17 protein-coding genes and 1 pseudogene are annotated in these 15,775 nt (G+C 44.3%); 13 read left to right on the top strand and 5 right to left on the bottom strand.

From position 1 onward, the window contains the following. The first annotated feature begins 30 nt into the window (after positions 1 to 30). The 5 genes from G9F75_RS09795 (at position 31) to lpdA (ending at position 6,557) form a co-directional block, all read left to right on the top strand. Positions 31 to 1,122, top strand: coding sequence for a serine hydrolase domain-containing protein (locus G9F75_RS09795; protein WP_014417648.1), 1,092 nt, complete (start codon positions 31 to 33; stop codon positions 1,120 to 1,122). A 470-nt stretch (positions 1,123 to 1,592) separates the two neighbouring features. Further along, positions 1,593 to 2,708 carry a pyruvate dehydrogenase (acetyl-transferring) E1 component subunit alpha gene (pdhA, locus tag G9F75_RS09790; RefSeq protein ID WP_007611171.1) on the top strand — a complete coding sequence of 372 codons (1,116 nt, stop codon included), beginning with the start codon at positions 1,593 to 1,595 and terminating at the stop codon, positions 2,706 to 2,708. 3 nt (positions 2,709 to 2,711) lie between these two features. Continuing rightward, a complete protein-coding gene (gene pdhB / locus G9F75_RS09785) occupies positions 2,712 to 3,689 on the top strand; it encodes a pyruvate dehydrogenase complex E1 component subunit beta (protein ID WP_003154528.1) in 978 nt (325 codons plus the stop codon). 122 nt (positions 3,690 to 3,811) lie between these two features. Further along, entirely contained in the window at positions 3,812 to 5,140 is a 1,329-nt protein-coding gene (gene pdhC, locus G9F75_RS09780; RefSeq protein ID WP_014417649.1) for a pyruvate dehydrogenase complex dihydrolipoyllysine-residue acetyltransferase, read from the top strand. 4 nt (positions 5,141 to 5,144) lie between these two features. Further along, on the top strand, positions 5,145 to 6,557 hold the full coding sequence (gene lpdA, locus G9F75_RS09775) for a dihydrolipoyl dehydrogenase (RefSeq protein ID WP_007409663.1): 1,413 nt from the start codon (positions 5,145 to 5,147) through the stop codon (positions 6,555 to 6,557). Positions 6,558 to 6,605: 48 nt separating this feature from the next. Here lpdA and G9F75_RS09770 read toward each other — a convergent pair whose 3' ends face one another. Continuing rightward, a complete protein-coding gene (locus G9F75_RS09770) occupies positions 6,606 to 6,980 on the bottom strand; it encodes a hypothetical protein (protein WP_167409074.1) in 375 nt (124 codons plus the stop codon). 248 nt (positions 6,981 to 7,228) lie between these two features. On the opposite strand from G9F75_RS09770, the gene G9F75_RS09765 reads away from it, so the two are divergent. Further along, on the top strand, positions 7,229 to 8,029 hold the full coding sequence (locus G9F75_RS09765) for a polysaccharide deacetylase family protein (protein WP_061862158.1): 801 nt from the start codon (positions 7,229 to 7,231) through the stop codon (positions 8,027 to 8,029). A gap of 113 nt (positions 8,030 to 8,142) precedes the next feature. Beyond that, the gene (locus G9F75_RS09760) at positions 8,143 to 8,262 is read left to right on the top strand and encodes a GapA-binding peptide SR1P (RefSeq protein WP_003154518.1); all 120 of its coding nucleotides are present in this window, start codon (positions 8,143 to 8,145) and stop codon (positions 8,260 to 8,262) included. 47 nt (positions 8,263 to 8,309) lie between these two features. Here G9F75_RS09760 and G9F75_RS09755 read toward each other — a convergent pair whose 3' ends face one another. Then, entirely contained in the window at positions 8,310 to 9,782 is a 1,473-nt protein-coding gene (locus G9F75_RS09755) for an aminotransferase class I/II-fold pyridoxal phosphate-dependent enzyme (RefSeq protein ID WP_061861433.1), read from the bottom strand. A gap of 179 nt (positions 9,783 to 9,961) precedes the next feature. Between G9F75_RS09755 and G9F75_RS09750 the strand changes: the two genes are divergently transcribed. After that, positions 9,962 to 10,228 (top strand): UPF0223 family protein, encoded by a 267-nt coding sequence (locus tag G9F75_RS09750; RefSeq protein WP_072177550.1) that lies wholly within the window; start codon positions 9,962 to 9,964, stop codon positions 10,226 to 10,228. 34 nt (positions 10,229 to 10,262) lie between these two features. Here the strand turns inward: G9F75_RS09750 and G9F75_RS09745 are convergent, their stop codons facing one another. After that, positions 10,263 to 10,895, bottom strand: coding sequence for a DUF1054 domain-containing protein (locus G9F75_RS09745; RefSeq protein WP_007409668.1), 633 nt, complete (start codon positions 10,893 to 10,895; stop codon positions 10,263 to 10,265). A 235-nt stretch (positions 10,896 to 11,130) separates the two neighbouring features. Here G9F75_RS09745 and G9F75_RS09740 point away from each other — a divergent pair, with 235 nt between their 5' ends. The 3 genes from G9F75_RS09740 (at position 11,131) to G9F75_RS09730 (ending at position 12,689) form a co-directional block, all read left to right on the top strand. Next, positions 11,131 to 11,319 carry a hypothetical protein gene (locus G9F75_RS09740; protein ID WP_003154513.1) on the top strand — a complete coding sequence of 63 codons (189 nt, stop codon included), beginning with the start codon at positions 11,131 to 11,133 and terminating at the stop codon, positions 11,317 to 11,319. A 133-nt stretch (positions 11,320 to 11,452) separates the two neighbouring features. Continuing rightward, complete coding sequence (suhB, locus tag G9F75_RS09735) at positions 11,453 to 12,250, top strand: inositol-1-monophosphatase (RefSeq protein ID WP_017417710.1); 798 nt, start codon at positions 11,453 to 11,455, stop codon at positions 12,248 to 12,250. Continuing rightward, positions 12,237 to 12,689: a GNAT family N-acetyltransferase gene (locus tag G9F75_RS09730; RefSeq protein WP_029973699.1), complete on the top strand. Its 453-nt coding sequence runs from the start codon at positions 12,237 to 12,239 to the stop codon at positions 12,687 to 12,689. Before suhB ends, G9F75_RS09730 begins: the two co-directional genes overlap by 14 nt. 51 nt (positions 12,690 to 12,740) lie before the next feature. Here G9F75_RS09730 and G9F75_RS09725 read toward each other — a convergent pair whose 3' ends face one another. After that, positions 12,741 to 14,306 (bottom strand): M4 family metallopeptidase, encoded by a 1,566-nt coding sequence (locus G9F75_RS09725; RefSeq protein ID WP_017417711.1) that lies wholly within the window; start codon positions 14,304 to 14,306, stop codon positions 12,741 to 12,743. Positions 14,307 to 14,672: 366 nt separating this feature from the next. Between G9F75_RS09725 and G9F75_RS09720 the strand changes: the two are divergent. Further along, positions 14,673 to 14,807 (top strand): annotated as a pseudogene (locus G9F75_RS09720) (RNA polymerase sigma factor); the annotation flags it as partial. Continuing rightward, a complete protein-coding gene (locus G9F75_RS09715; protein WP_007409673.1) occupies positions 14,804 to 15,097 on the top strand; it encodes an anti-sigma factor family protein in 294 nt (97 codons plus the stop codon). The pseudogene G9F75_RS09720 and the gene G9F75_RS09715, both read left to right, overlap by 4 nt. A 38-nt stretch (positions 15,098 to 15,135) precedes the next feature. Here the strand turns inward: G9F75_RS09715 and G9F75_RS09710 are convergent, their stop codons facing one another. Next, a complete protein-coding gene (locus G9F75_RS09710; protein WP_095060006.1) occupies positions 15,136 to 15,753 on the bottom strand; it encodes a hypothetical protein in 618 nt (205 codons plus the stop codon). Between the last annotated feature and the right edge of the window lie 22 nt (positions 15,754 to 15,775).

Below are 15,775 nucleotides of genomic sequence, written 5' to 3'. Positions count from 1 at the left end.
ACGATACATACAGTACAGGGGGAGAAAACAATGAAACAAACAATAAGCAATCCGGCATTTGATATGAAACAAATTAACGCTCTTAACAGCCATTATCAGACGATGATAGACAATGGAGATCTGCAATGTGCGAGTTATATGATGTCAAGAGGAGGTGAGGTTTTTGCAGCTGAGTCGTTAGGGGAATTTACCGGCGGACAAAACGAAAAGCAAACATTTCAGCTTGATACAATCAGAGAAATCGGTTCTTTGACAAAAGTGTTTACCGCTGTAGCCGTCATGCAGCTCGTCGAAAAAGGTTTGCTCGATCTGAAAATGCCGGTCAAGCTCATTTTGCCTGCGTTTGATAAACCGGGTTTCGGAGAAATTAAAATTTTGCACCTTTTGACTCATACGGCGGGATTAAGTTTTGAGCTGGATATTCAAAAGGCTGAAGGCATTGACTTAACGAATGAGGAAGAATGGATAAACTATCTGGTCAGTACGCCTTTGGAGTACGGAGTGGATGAAGCATGGAACTATTCCAGAACCGGTTTTGTTATACTTGGCATCATTATTTCAAAAGTAACAGGCGTATCCTACGAACAGTATGTAACAAAGCATATTATTGAAGCGCTCGGATTAGAAAGAACGTATTTTTATGTGCCTGATGCTTTAAAAGAAGAAGTTTGTGTGATCAATGAACACGAGTGCGTACAGCTGGAAAAAAGTCATCACCCGTATTTTCCGAATAAAGCGACAAGCGGTCTGTACTCTTCGTTGCGGGATATTTGGAAGTTGGCTGAAATGTTTAGAAATAAAGGCAGATTGAAAGATAAGAAGCTGCTTGGAAGAAAAACAGTCGAGGCCATGCTGAGAAATCAAATAAAGCCCGGTCTTCCTTTTTACTTCTTCGGAGCGCCCAGGGAGGAAGGCGGCTTTGGTTTAGGCGTTAATTTGTGGCCGGCCGGTGACCATTATTTCATGACAGAAGGCACCTTCTCACATCTTGGAATGGGTTGGTGCGGCATGTTTTCTGATCCAGCCGAAGATTTTACGTATGTATTTTTCACTCCGATTTCCGAGTTTCATCCTCATGCCGTGCTGACGCCGCTGAATATCGTGTGGGCGGGTATTGAATAATTAGACAAAAGCATCGTCCCGTCTGTTCGGCAGGCGGGACGATTGCTAACTGCCCGTTTTTATCCCGCGGCATCTTTTAAAAGCCCGCCCCTAAGTTAAATAACTTAATTTACTCTTTGTAATTTTTTTTAATTATAGTACAGTAGAGCATTTTTATAATACAGTTTAAAGTCTTTTATAGTACAGTTTGGCGCAATATGATCTTAAGTTTTATAAGCGGTTTCAAAATGAGGTTATAAATGATTGACGGCTTTGTTTAATTACTGTAAACTATGGTTGTTGATCATATTGTACTAATAAAAAATCTTTTTTTATTAGTACAGTTTAAACGTCATTATCTTTGCTTAAGCGCTATGTGAATTTCTGAATGATTAATTTTAGAATTGCAGAGCATGATAAGACTGTTTTTAATACGGATGGCTAAACGGTATCCTAACCCTGTTAAATCAAAAGAAGAGGTGGTTTAAAAAATGGCTGCAAAGACAAAAACTTCAATTGTTGATAGCAAAAAACAATTTGATGCTATTCATAAGCAGTTTGAAACGTTCCAAATTTTAAATGCTGAAGGAGAAGTCGTAAATAAAGACGCAATGCCTGATCTTTCAGATGATCAGTTAAAGGAATTAATGAGAAGAATGGTGTATATCCGCATTTTAGACCAGCGTTCAATTTCTCTTTCCCGTCAAGGACGTTTAGGTTTCTATGCACCGACAGCGGGCCAGGAAGCTTCTCAAATTGCATCACACTTCGCGCTTGAACAGGACGACTTTATCCTTCCGGGTTATCGTGACGTTCCTCAGCTGATTTGGCACGGGCTTCCTTTACATCAGGCATTCCTGTTCTCAAGAGGCCATTTTAAAGGTAATCAGATGCCTGAGGGAGTAAATGCTTTATCACCTCAAATTATTATCGGTGCTCAAATTATTCAAACCGCAGGTGTAGCTTTAGGTCTTAAAAAGCGCGGTAAAAAAGCGGTAGCTATTACTTACACTGGTGACGGCGGAGCTTCTCAAGGTGACTTCTATGAAGGAATGAACTTTGCCGGAGCATTTAAAGCGCCAGCGATCTTCGTTGTTCAGAATAACCGCTATGCGATTTCAACTCCTGTAGAAAAGCAATCATCCGCACAGACAATTGCCCAAAAAGCAGTTGCCGTCGGTATTACAGGTGTTCAAGTAGACGGAATGGATGCACTTGCCGTATACGCTGCAACCGCAGAAGCACGCCAGCGCGCAATTAACGGTGAAGGTCCGACTCTGATCGAAACTCTTACATTCCGTTACGGACCTCATACAATGTCCGGTGACGATCCGACTAAATACCGTACGAAAGAAATAGAAAATGAATGGGAGCAAAAAGACCCGCTCGTACGTTTCCGCAAGTTCTTGGAAAACAAAGGACTATGGTCTGAAGAAGAAGAGAACAAAGTGATTGAACAGGCCAAAGAAGAAATCAAACAAGCTATCAAAAAGGCTGACGGCGAATCAAAACCGAAAGTAACAGAGCTGATTGAGAATATGTTTGAAGAGCCGACGTTCAACTTAAAAGAACAACTTGAAATTTACAAAGCGAAGGAGTCGAAGTAAGCCATGGCGCAAATGACAATGATTCAAGCGATCACTGATGCGTTACGCACAGAACTGAAAAACAATGAAAACGTTCTGCTTTTCGGGGAAGATGTAGGCGTTGCCGGAGGCGTATTCCGTGCAACTGAAGGCCTTCAAAAAGAATTCGGTGAGGACCGCGTATTTGACACGCCGCTTGCTGAATCCGGTATCGGCGGTCTCGCTCTCGGTTTAGGCCTGCAAGATTACCGTCCTGTTATGGAAATCCAATTCTTCGGATTCGTATATGAAGTAATGGATTCAATCTCAGGACAAATGGCTCGTCTCCGCTACCGTTCCGGCGGACGCTGGACTTCTCCGGTGACAATCCGTTCTCCATTCGGCGGAGGGGTTCATACACCTGAACTTCACGCTGACAGTTTGGAAGGCCTTATCGCTCAGCAGCCGGGTATTAAAGTTGTTATCCCTTCCACTCCTTACGATGCAAAAGGACTGCTGATTGCCTCTATCAGAGACAATGATCCGGTTGTTTTCTTAGAGCATATGAAACTTTACCGTTCTTTCCGTCAGGAAGTTCCTGAGGAGGAATACACAATCGAGCTTGGCAAAGCTGATGTGAAACGCGAAGGTACTGACCTTTCTATCATCACATACGGCGCGATGGTTCATGAGTCGCTTAAGGCTGCTGAAGAGCTTGAAAAAGAAGGCGTTTCTGCTGAAGTTATCGACCTTCGCACTGTAAGTCCGCTTGATATTGATACGATTATTGCTTCTGTTGAAAAAACAGGCCGCGCAATTGTCGTGCAAGAAGCTCAAAAACAAGCCGGCATCGCTGCCAACGTTGTAGCTGAAATCAATGACCGCGCGATTCTGAGCCTGGAAGCTCCGGTTCTGCGTGTTGCGGCGCCTGATACAGTATTTCCTTTCTCGCTTGCTGAGAGCGTATGGCTTCCAAACCATAAAGACGTTCTTGAAACTGCGAAAAAAGTTCTTGAATTTTAATCAGGCATCATAAAAGACGGTAAAGAGAGTCCTTTTCTCTATATGAAGGAGTCTGTTTACTAGGTTCAATGCTTGCGAATGCATAACTAAAATTTGCTTAATCAACTAGGAGGTCGAAAACTGTGGCATTTGAATTTAAACTTCCGGATATCGGGGAAGGTATCCACGAAGGCGAAATCGTAAAATGGTTTGTTAAGCCGAACGACGAGGTAGAAGAAGACGATGTTCTGGCTGAAGTGCAAAATGATAAAGCAGTGGTAGAAATTCCTTCACCTGTTAAAGGAAAAGTATTAGAATTAAAAGTTGAAGAGGGAACAGTTGCAACTGTTGGACAAACGATTATTACGTTTGACGCACCTGGTTACGAAGATCTTCAATTTAAAGGAAGCCATGATTCAGGAGATGCGAAAACTGAAGCTCAAGTTCAGTCGTCTGCTGAAGCAGGGCAGGATATCGCTAAAGAAGAGACTCCTAAAGAGCCTGCAAAAGAAACCGGCGCAGGACAGCAGGACCAAGCGGAAGCTGATCCGAACAAACGCGTGATCGCGATGCCTTCCGTACGCAAATATGCCCGTGAAAAAGGCGTGGATATCCGTAAAGTAACAGGTTCAGGCAATAACGGACGTGTTGTAAAAGAAGATATCGACAGCTTTGCAAATGGAGGAGCGGCTCAAGAAGCGGCACCGCAAGAAACAGCTGCACCTCAGGAAACAGCTAAACCTGCAGCGGCTCAGGCTCCTGAAGGCGAATTCCCTGAAACACGCGAAAAAATGAGCGGTATCCGTAAAGCGATCGCGAAAGCAATGGTGAACTCTAAGCATACTGCACCGCACGTAACTCTTATGGATGAAGTTGACGTAACAAATCTTGTTGCTCACCGCAAACAGTTCAAACAAGTTGCTGCTGATCAAGGCATCAAGCTGACTTATCTGCCTTACGTCGTCAAAGCATTAACATCCGCTTTGAAAAAATTCCCTGTTTTAAACACATCTATTGATGATAAAACAGATGAAGTGATCCAAAAACATTACTTCAACATCGGAATTGCAGCGGATACCGAAAAAGGCCTGCTTGTGCCGGTAGTGAAAAATGCCGACCGTAAAGCCGTTTTCGAAATCTCTGATGAAATCAACAGCCTTGCTACAAAAGCGCGTGAAGGCAAGCTTGCACCTGCGGAAATGAAAGGCGCTTCTTGCACGATCACAAATATCGGTTCTGCCGGAGGCCAATGGTTCACACCGGTTATCAACCACCCAGAGGTTGCGATTCTCGGTATCGGCCGTATTGCTGAAAAAGCGATCGTCCGTGACGGTGAAATTGTAGCTGCTCCTGTCTTAGCTCTTTCTCTCAGCTTTGACCACCGTATGATTGACGGAGCAACTGCACAAAATGCGTTAAACCACATCAAGCGTTTACTGAACGATCCACAACTTATTTTAATGGAGGCGTAATGTTATGGTAGTAGGAGATTTCCCTATTGAAACAGATACTCTTGTGATTGGTGCGGGACCTGGCGGCTATGTAGCTGCCATCCGCGCTGCTCAGCTTGGACAAAAAGTAACAGTCGTTGAAAAAGCAACTCTTGGAGGCGTTTGTCTGAACGTCGGCTGTATTCCTTCAAAAGCGCTCATCAATGCAGGCCATCGTTACGAGAATGCAAAACATTCAGATGACATGGGAATCACTGCTGAGAACGTAACAGTTGACTTTACAAAAGTCCAAGAATGGAAAGCTTCTGTTGTAAATAAGCTTACCGGCGGTGTTGCAGGTCTTTTAAAAGGAAATAAAGTGGACGTTATAAAAGGGGAAGCTTATTTCGTAGACAGCAACTCTGTCCGTGTAATGGATGAGAACTCTGCACAAACATACACATTTAAAAACGCAATCATTGCTACCGGTTCTCGCCCTATCGAATTGCCAAACTTCAAATATAGCGAACGCGTTCTGAACTCTACAGGCGCACTTGCGCTTAAAGAAATTCCGAAAAAGCTCGTTGTTATCGGCGGCGGATATATCGGTACTGAGCTTGGAACAGCGTATGCGAACTTCGGAACTGAATTGGTTATTTTAGAAGGCGGAGATGAAATTCTTCCTGGCTTCGAAAAACAAATGAGTTCTCTCGTTACCCGCAGACTGAAGAAAAAAGGCAACGTTGAAATCCATACAAGCGCTATGGCTAAAGGCGTTGAAGAAAGACCTGACGGCGTAACAGTTACATTCGAAGTAAAAGGCGAAGAAAAAACGGTTGATGCTGATTACGTATTAATCACTGTCGGACGCCGTCCGAACACTGACGAGCTCGGCCTTGAGCAAGTCGGTATCGAAATGACTGACCGCGGTGTCATTAAAACAGACAAGCAGTGCCGCACAAACGTACCGAACATTTACGCAATCGGTGACATCATTGACGGACCTCCATTGGCTCACAAAGCGTCTTACGAAGGTAAAATCGCTGCGGAAGCTATTTCAGGAGAGCCGGCTGAAATCGATTACCTCGGTATTCCGGCGGTTGTATTCTCTGAGCCTGAACTGGCTTCTGTCGGTTACACTGAAGCACAGGCGAAAGAAGAAGGCATTGAAGTCGTTGCAGCTAAGTTCCCGTTTGCAGCAAACGGACGTGCGCTGTCTCTTAACGAAACTGACGGCTTCATGAAGCTGATCACTCGTAAAGAAGACGGTCTTGTAATCGGTGCGCAAATTGCCGGCGCAAGCGCTTCTGACATGATTTCTGAATTGAGCCTGGCGATCGAAGGCGGAATGACTGCTGAAGATATCGCAATGACAATTCACGCTCACCCGACATTGGGCGAAATCACTATGGAAGCTGCCGAAGTAGCAATCGGAAGCCCGATCCATATCGTAAAATAATAATGTAACAAAGAAACAGCCCCCCGTTTGTAAAAGCGGGGGCTGTTTTTATTGTGCAAGCACATGCTGCATAGGTTTGATGATATCCTCTTTTTTCTTTACGGATCCCTCAATCTTCATGACCACATGCCGATGATTGATCACCATCAGCGCAGGGAACGTATTGATTTCCTCTTCCCATCCCTTTCTGTTGTCATAAACCTTCATTTGATCGACATGATGGGGATATTTCTTTTCTAAATCAAGGATCGCATCGTAATAAGGCACTTCTTTATCTATATGATTTTCATCGGAAAAAAACAAGATTTGAGTGTGATGAATGCTGTCGATCCGGTTTTTTTTGAATGGACTGACAGTAGAAACCGAACAGCTTGACAGAATGAACAGCATCAAAAAAAAGGGAATCACCGTACGGTAGCGCATCTATCTTACTCCTCTGTTTTATATAATATATTGGTTCATCCATTTATAAGGACTATATCAAGTGTATCACGAGAGGTGAAAAACCTAAGGCTTGTTACTGAATTGTTATATAATTGAAACCGTTTTTAATGAAGAAATAATACGTGTGACAACTTGCGCAGCCGATGTGTAAAAAAGGCACATTGTTTTTCGTGAGAGCGCTGTTTTTTCGTTATACTGGGGGCAAAACCATATCAGGAGGGATTGTCATGTATAAAGCCGCTGCAGCCGTCGTATGTATGTGCTTACTCGCCGGCTGCCAATCAAATGAAAAAATGCAAACAAACAAACCCCATTCTCAAGCCGCGGCCAATCATGCCAAACGGGAAAACCACCATACAAAAGAGGAAAAACAGAAAAAACAGAAGGCGGAGCCTCGTTACTATATCAATCCGAAAACCTTTTCTGTGGAAAAAATGGATGAACAGAAAGAGAAAAAACCGATCGCATTGGTAACGATCGATGATGCGCCTGATCAGCATGCCGCTGAGATTGCGGACAAACTGCATGATCTCAATGCATCAGCGATCTTTTTTGTAAACGGACACTTTTTGAAAAAAGATGAAAATAAGAAAGCGCTTAAGCATATTCATGAGTTAGGTTTTATGATCGGAAATCATACAATGACTCATCAAAACTTAAAAGATCTTTCCGAACAAAAACAACGGGAAGAAATCATTGGCGTCAATAAAGCGGTTGAAAAGGTAATAGGAGAGAAACCTGCATTTTTCAGGGCGCCTTTCGGAAGCAATACGGACTACAGTGACAGACTTATAAAAAAAGAAGGTATGGTGAAAATGAACTGGACCTTCGGGTATGATTGGGATCAGAAATATCAATCCAAAAAAGCGCTTACCGATATCACACTGAGCAGTCCTTATCTGCGGGACGGGGCCAACATATTGATGCATGACCGCAAATGGACGGCGGAAGCCATGCCGGACATTGTAAAAGGATTGCGTCATAAAGGATATACCGTGATTGACCCTCGAGCTATAAAAAGACCGTAAAAAATAAATGTGTTATACAATTTATCAGTTGACATATTAAATGTGACATAATAATATAATAACAACAAGTAAAAATTAAGCGTTTTCAAATTCTGAGAAATGGGGAATGACAGATGGGTACAATTGTTTGCCAAGACTGTAACGAAGCGATTCATTACTTTGAGGATGAGAAGGTCACGACGTTATACGGAACATGCTGCGGACAATGCCAGTGTCATCTTGAAGAAGAGTAAAAAGCGTAAAAAGGCCCGAAACAATTTCGTTTCGGGCTTCTTTATATTTATTGGATGGCTTTTTGCTCTTTGATGACTCTGATCATTTCAAGCGTTGCATCTTCGGGACCCTGCACAGGAAGGCCGGCGTCCAAGTTTTTAAAAATGTAGCTGATATTTTCTTCAGTAATGATCTCACCCGGAATAAAGATCGGAATTCCCGGCGGGTACACCATGACAAACTCTGCGATGATCCGTCCCGCGGATTCTTTTAACGGAATGACTTCCGTATTTGCGTAAAACGCGTCTCTTGGCGTCATCGCTAACAGAGGAATTTCAGGAAGCAGAACTTCGGTTTGCTGATGAGCATAGTCATTGGCGGAAGCCTGTTTTGAAATGTCTGTAAGCGCGCTTACAAGACGGTCGGCATCTCCTGCTCTGTCTCCGGGGGTGAAAATACATAAAATATTATACAAATCGGACAGCTCGACTTCGATATTATATGATTCGCGGAGCCATTTTTCAACGTCATGACCCGTCAGGCCGAGGTTTTTGACCGAAATGATTAATTTAGTCGGATCATAACTGAAGGCAGCTTTAGACCCTGTGATTTCTTCGCCGACACAGCGGATGCCTTCAATTTGATTGAGGCGTTCCCGTGTCTGATCCGCCAGCAGAATCGTATCTTCAAGAAGATCGCGGCCTTCTGTAGCGAGGCGTTTTCTTGCGACATCCAGTGAAGCGAGAAGCAGATAGGATGTTGACGTTGTCGTCAGCATGCTTAAAATCGACTGTACTCTTTCTTTGGAAACAAGACCTTCTCTCACATTTAAAATGGAGCTCTGCGTCAGGGAGCCTCCCAATTTGTGCACGCTTGTGGCTGCCATATCAGCGCCCGCCTGCATGGCGGACAGAGGAAGCTTATCATGAAAATGAATATGCACGCCGTGCGCTTCATCGACAAGCACAGGCACATCGAAAGAATGCGCGAGCTTTACAATGCTGCTCAAGTCCGCTGCCACACCGAAGTACGTCGGATTTATGACAAGCAGGCCTTTTGCGTCAGGGTGCTCCGTCAAAGCCCGCTCTGCGGACTCAAGCGTAATGCCGTGAGAAATTCCGAGCTCATCGTCAATTTCCGGGTGTATAAAAATCGGAACCGCTCCGGAAAATACAATGGCCGACATAATGGATTTATGAACGTTTCTCGGGATGATGATTTTATCTCCGGGTCCGCATACGGCCATGACCATCGTCATAATGGCGCCGCTCGTCCCTTGAACGGAAAAGAAGGTATGGTCTGCGCCGAATGCTTCCGCGGCCAGATCCTGGGCTTCTTTAATGATGCCCTTTGGCGCATGTAAATCATCCAGAGGTTCGATATTAATTAAATCTATGCTTAACGCGTTTTCTCCGATAAATTGTCTGAATTCCGGATCCATTCCCGCGCCTTTTTTATGGCCCGGAATGTGGAATTGGACAGGCTGTCTGTCCGCGTGCTTTTTCAGTCCGCTGTACAGGGGTGTTTCATGTTGCGGCAATTGTTTTCCCACCTTTATCATAATACCTACGGATTAGTTTGTATTACATTCAGTTTTATTACCCGTTTTTTAAACGTAAAACAAATGAATTATATTATGAACTTGAAAGAAAGTAAAGAACAATTTATGATCTATGGAAGATGCTTATTTTGAGCATGATTATAAAGGAGTGAAGACATTTGGAATATCAATATCCGATGAATGAGGACTGGACGACAGAGGAGGCTGTGGATGTCATTGCTTTTTTTCAGCAGGTGGAAAACGCCTATGAAAAAGGAGTTGACCGAGACAGACTTCTGAATGCGTACCGCCGCTTTAAAGAAATCGTTCCCGGGAAAGCGGAAGAAAAGAAAATCTGCAGCCAATTTGAAGCTGACAGCACCTATTCCCCGTATCGGACTGTGAAACAGGCGAAACAATCAGATCAAGCGATTATCAAAATGTAGACAAAGCGAGCCGGCAATCGGCCCGCTTTTTATGTTATGAGACTTTCTGAGTCAGTGTGTATAAAAAGGAAAGCTTCCTAAAAGCATCTTCAATGGTTTGCAGGAATTCATTGTTGTTCATGTTGATCACGTCTTCTTTTTGCAGCTGAATGCCGCACAAAAGCTCTGCTTTTTTCACTGTCTGCAGGCGTTCAAATAATGTTTTCAGCTGCTCCTGATCCATGTCGGACTGCTTGTACGCACCTGGCTTCGTATGATCCGGCGACCATACAAAATGACCGGGAATCTGTTTTGTGATGTCCTCCTGCTTCGCTTCCAGCAATCTGCCGTATTCCTCTTTTATCGGAGATTCATAAATGATGGCAAACCATACAAACATATGGGTGTCCCATAAACCGATCTGAAAGTGAGGGAGTTTCTTATACCCGCGTTTGCTGTTGGCAAAGGCAACCCAGCTGTCAGCCGGCGGGTTGACAGATCTTCTCGCGTGCTTGGCGACATGCGGGAACATTTCATCTCCTGTCAATGCTGACAATGTCGGTGCGAAATGCTCTCCTAACAAGGTCAGCTTCGGACGGACTTGTTCTTTTAACACCTCCATGCGCGGATCTAAACCTTCTATTGTAAATGTATCGAAGTCTTCTTTTGTAAAACGCATCTGAGTCATCTTTTTCCTCCTTATCGTAAGTATTCATATTTTACCACAGCCGCCGCCGGCCGCAAAAACATTGAGAACGTTTGAGCCGAGAGGATTGGGGTAAAAAACGAATAGGTAAACACACAATTTTAAGAATGTTGTTACAGCCGAATATAAGTTTCCATACGATATAAGAAGTATCATTAATAAATTGGAAAAATGGGATGCTTTTTTAACAAATGATCTCTGGAAGGGGCGAAAGACAATGAGGCAAGTGGTGAAGGAAGGATTCAGGGAGGAAAAAAATAACCGTGTAGCTGTCTGGAGACTAGAGGTTGATTATGAATTGGCAACCCTGTATGAGGCCATGCAAAAAGAGAATGAAGATCAAATCGATCTCAGCAAAAGAAAACTGGAACGTCTCAGAAAAGAATGGATTCGGCTTAACGGATAAAGAATAGTAAAAACGAACCGCAGGAAATGGTTCGTTTTTACGTGAGAAGGCATTTTTTTCATTTTCCTTGCTTTTTCATCGCCTTTATCAGTATGCTATAGAATAAGCTATACATAGAAAAGAGGTACACGGTATGACAAATTGGACGGAAATTGATGATATCGCAAAAAAATGGGTAAAAGAAGCCGGAACGAGAATCAGACAATCCATGCAGGAAAGCTTGACGATTGAAACAAAATCAAATCCGAATGATTTAGTCACAAATATTGATAAAGAGACGGAACGCTTTTTCATTGACCGTATACAAGGAACTTTTCCCGGACACCGGATTCTCGGAGAAGAAGGGCAGGGGGATAAACTCCGCTCCCTTGACGGAATTGTCTGGATCATTGATCCGATTGACGGAACGATGAATTTTGTCCATCAAAAGCGGCATTTCGCGATCTCCATCGGCATCTTTGAAGATGGAAAAGGCAAAATCGGCTTAATTTATGATGTGATGCAGGATGAACTGTATCACGCATTCAGCGGAAAAGGGGCTTATCTGAACAATACGCCGCTTGCTCCATTAAAAGAAGCTTCCATTGAAGAAGCCATTATTGCAATTAATGCCACATGGGTGACGGAAAACAGAAGGATTGACCCGAGTATTTTGGCGCCGCTCGTAAAACGGGTCAGAGGAACGCGTTCCTACGGTTCGGCGGCACTTGAGCTGGCCAGTGTTGCGGCCGGCCGCATTGACGCATACATTACGATGAGGCTCGCGCCGTGGGATTACGCTGCCGGGTGCGTGCTGCTGAACGAAGTCGGGGGTATTTACACGACCACAGACGGCGAACCGTTTACGTTTTTAGACAACCACAGCGTGCTTGCGGGCAATCCGGCAATACATAAAATTATCTTTGACGACTATTTACATGCTGACAGGTAGAGATTTTGAAGAAGAAGATCTCGGGTTTCTGGAGCAGCTGGCGGCATCACACCCGGTGTGGAAAAGCGAAGAGTTCGGAACAAAAAATGCGGCGGAGTTTATGCTTGCATACTCCATGTACAATGGAACGTGGCTCGTATGGGAGATTGACGGCGCTCCTGCCGCCGTCAGTTTTCATTTGGAATGGGCGCCTTCAAACGGAAAACCGTGGCTCGGAACCGTGGCCGTCGCTCCGGAGGCAAAAGAGAAAGGAATCGGACGCGCGGTCATTGAAGAGATTGCGGGCCGGCTGAGAGGGGAGCATAAAGCGATGTTTTCAGCCGTTCCCCTGGACAGGCAGGAATGGATTTTGTTTTTAAGCCAATGCGGCTTTGAACAGCTTAAGCTTGAAAAAGACGATCGGGAAAAGACATATATGATCATGGTGAAGCCATTGTGAAATGTTTCAGATATAAAAAAGAGACCGGATTTCTCCGGTCTCTTTTCTTGTTTACAAGCCGACCGCATTCCAGGCCGCTTCTACGCTTGCAGCGTCTTGAGAGCCGTAAAGGTCCCGCGCTGATTGAATCAAAGCTGCTTTTGCATCTTTAAAGCTTGATGACGGAGTGAGATATACCGTCAGTGCACGGTAGTAAATCTGCTCCGCTTTTTTCACGCCGATTTTTGTAATCGTGTTGTAAGCGGCTTTGTTCGGAATTCCGCTGTTTGTATGCACGCCGCCGTAGTCGCCGGCATCAGTATTCGGAAGGTTTCGATAATTTTTGTAATGGTCGGGCTGTCCGTATTTTGTCGGATTGGATAAACTGCGGAGAGCCGGCTGGCTGACCGTAATATCTTCACCGATATCCCAGTCCTCAGTATCATTGAAGTATCCGAATACATCAGAGAAGGATTCGTTTAAAGCACCCGGCTGATTTTCATAGTTCAGGTTGGCTGTTTCCTGTGTAACACCGTGTGTCATTTCATGGGCCGTTACGTCCATTGAACCGGAAAGAGGCGAGAAGAATGAGCCGTCACCGTCACCGTAAATCATTTGGTCGCCGATCCAGGCCGCGTTGTTGTATTTGCTGCCGTAATGAACGGAAGATACGATTTTGCCGCCTTTATTGTCGTAGCTGTTGCGTTTAAACGTCTGATAGAAATAATCGTACACTTTGCCGAGATTGTAATGCGCATCAACGGCAGCGCGCTGAGAAGAAGTTGTGAACTGGTTTGTAGTGCTTGATACGAGCGTGCCCGGCAGGTTATATTGTCGGTTTTGCAGATCGTACGTAATAATTTGCGTTCCGGTAGGTTTAGAAAGATCACGCATTACATATTTGCCGCTTTCAGAAGAAATATTTAATGAGACCGTTTTTCCTTTAAGAGTCGTACCTGTTCCGGTTGCAGCGGCATGCTCCACTTTGTTTTGCTTTTTCAGGACTTTCCCTGTTTCCGCATCAACGGTTACTTCCCAGTTAGCTGGTTCCGGTTCGATGTAGCGGATGGTTACATCATAGGCGAGTCGGTATTTACCGTCTTTTGTGGCCGCTGCTTTCAGCTCGGCTTTGTTTTTGTTTGCAACGTTGCCGTTAGAGACGGCTTCAGGTGATTTGCCGATTGCTTTAAAAGCATGATCCAGCGCTTGATTTGCAGATAATTTTTTGCTGTTTGCCGTTTTGGCAGAAGCATCGTTGTTTAATTCTCCGTTAATCGCATAGACATTGTTGGATTTATCGACGTGAATAATGACTTGCGAGTCTTTCACAGGCACACCGTTAACGACAGGCACATAACGGAAGTGCTTGTAGCCGAGATCATCGGTCGTGTGGTCAATCAGCTTCAGTCTCTCAGAAGGGTTGCCTTTGAAGACTTTGCCGTTTTGTTTCAAGTATTGCTTGATTGCTTTGTCACTGACTGAAGGCAATTCAGATTGCACCAAAGAATGCTTCGGCACAAAGTTCGTCAGGTTTTCTTTAAGCTGAGGATTCTCAGCGGCCTGAACACCCGGAAGACTGATGGTTAAACTCATAAAGGAAGCGGCGACAGCAACAGACAATTTCTTACCTAAACCCACAATAAATCCCCCTTTTTGAAAATAATGAAAACTTATATTGTTATAATAAACCAGCATTCTCTCATTCTGCAATATAAAACTAGACTCCGCTGATGAATTGATAGAATCGTCCCGGAAAGGCTTCCGGCGGCCAGCATCGGGGTATAAGCCGAGAGGCACGTGTTGAATCAGACATGAGTCGAATGATGCGATTTATTCTGAAAAAAATGACAAATGAAGTCGGGAAAAATGATAGGGGAAAAATGTTCCGATTTGTAAAACTTTTTTTATAGCCGTTTGTCTAAACGGGTGAGGCCTTAATAAACGAAAAGGATTGTTTCAGATGTCAGAGATTTTCAGTCATTTTATTCAGCATTTCGACAGATATTTCAAGAGCTGTCTTACGAAGAGATTGCTGATGTTTTGGACTGGAGTCTTTCGAAGGTGAAGAGCACCCTGTACAGGGCAAGAATGCAGCTGAAACAGCACTTGGCGGAAAAAAGGAAGGACGGACAGATATGACTTGCTGTTTAGTGAGAGATTTACTCCCTTTATATATTGAAGGCGATTGTGAAACAGAAACGGAGCGGTTTATTTCCCGCCATCTTGAATCATGCGGTAAGTGCGGGAGTTTATATCATATGATGAAGGAGCCGCTTGACCTCGGCAGCCCTGAGATGAAGGCGCCAGCCTGTTATGCAGAAGAAGAAAGGCGGTTTAAGGAACGGTATTACGGGAAGCTGCTGATAAAAGCAGCCTGTTTGTTCGGCGCTGTTTTCTTTATCATGCTGATCCTTAAACTGCTGATTTAAAAAAACGCCCGGCTGAATGACCGGGCGTTTTAATCCGTTTACTCAGCCGGATGAAAGGCTGTATAAATGCCTTCAAGCAATTCCTGGGGCAGTGAATTAAAGAATCCGGCACACAGCTTTGCTTCTTTTTTTCCTGCTCCTGCTTTTTCAGCAAGGTCCTGATCAAACGTATACTCACCGTCTTCTTCAATCAGCGCAGATTGAAGGATATGAAGACTTTGGGAAAAAGCGGTGAACAGCTGATCAACGATAAGGGCCTCTTTTTCCGTAAAGCCGAGCTCCACCGCTTTTTCTTTATTAAATGTATATTCGCCGTCCGTTTTCTCAATACATTGGGAAAGGACGGTTAAAAATTCGGTTGAACTGTCCCACAGCTTTTGAATGATCTGGGCTTGTTCTTGATCTAATCCCAATTCCACCGCTTTTTCGCCGTCAAAATAATAGACACCGTCTTTTTCGTAAATCGATTGGCTGATGATGTCAATGAGTTTTGCCGCGTCTTCCGGTGTTTTCTCTGCGGAAGCCTGCAGGATATGCGGTTCATTTGCCTGGATCGTTTTTGCGCCGGCAGAATCAAGCGGACTGAATGCAAGCAAGGCGGCTGAGGCGGTTGCGGCGGCAGTTACAGCGGTTTTCTTCAAAAAAGATGTTTTCATTTCGTTCTCTCCTTGTCATGTG

It is taken from the genome of Bacillus sp. EKM208B, from assembly GCF_011800725.1.
Classification (GTDB): domain Bacteria; phylum Bacillota; class Bacilli; order Bacillales; family Bacillaceae; genus Bacillus; species Bacillus velezensis.
Note: the sequence above shows the minus strand (reverse complement) of the source record. Positions and strands in the feature narration are given on the sequence as shown.

Coding starts and splice junctions, on each gene's coding strand:
- lpdA (WP_007409663.1), top strand. CDS start 5,145: ATGGTAGTAGGAGATTTCCCTATTGAAACAGATACTCTTGTGATTGGT.
- G9F75_RS09760 (WP_003154518.1), top strand. CDS start 8,143: ATGGGTACAATTGTTTGCCAAGACTGTAACGAAGCGATTCATTACTTT.
- G9F75_RS09745 (WP_007409668.1), bottom strand. CDS start 10,895: ATGACTCAGATGCGTTTTACAAAAGAAGACTTCGATACATTTACAATA.
- G9F75_RS09795 (WP_014417648.1), top strand. CDS start 31: ATGAAACAAACAATAAGCAATCCGGCATTTGATATGAAACAAATTAAC.
- G9F75_RS09740 (WP_003154513.1), top strand. CDS start 11,131: ATGAGGCAAGTGGTGAAGGAAGGATTCAGGGAGGAAAAAAATAACCGT.
- suhB (WP_017417710.1), top strand. CDS start 11,453: ATGACAAATTGGACGGAAATTGATGATATCGCAAAAAAATGGGTAAAA.
- G9F75_RS09770 (WP_167409074.1), bottom strand. CDS start 6,980: ATGCGCTACCGTACGGTGATTCCCTTTTTTTTGATGCTGTTCATTCTG.
- G9F75_RS09715 (WP_007409673.1), top strand. CDS start 14,804: ATGACTTGCTGTTTAGTGAGAGATTTACTCCCTTTATATATTGAAGGC.
- pdhA (WP_007611171.1), top strand. CDS start 1,593: ATGGCTGCAAAGACAAAAACTTCAATTGTTGATAGCAAAAAACAATTT.
- G9F75_RS09730 (WP_029973699.1), top strand. CDS start 12,237: ATGCTGACAGGTAGAGATTTTGAAGAAGAAGATCTCGGGTTTCTGGAG.
- G9F75_RS09710 (WP_095060006.1), bottom strand. CDS start 15,753: ATGAAAACATCTTTTTTGAAGAAAACCGCTGTAACTGCCGCCGCAACC.
- G9F75_RS09765 (WP_061862158.1), top strand. CDS start 7,229: ATGTATAAAGCCGCTGCAGCCGTCGTATGTATGTGCTTACTCGCCGGC.
- pdhB (WP_003154528.1), top strand. CDS start 2,712: ATGGCGCAAATGACAATGATTCAAGCGATCACTGATGCGTTACGCACA.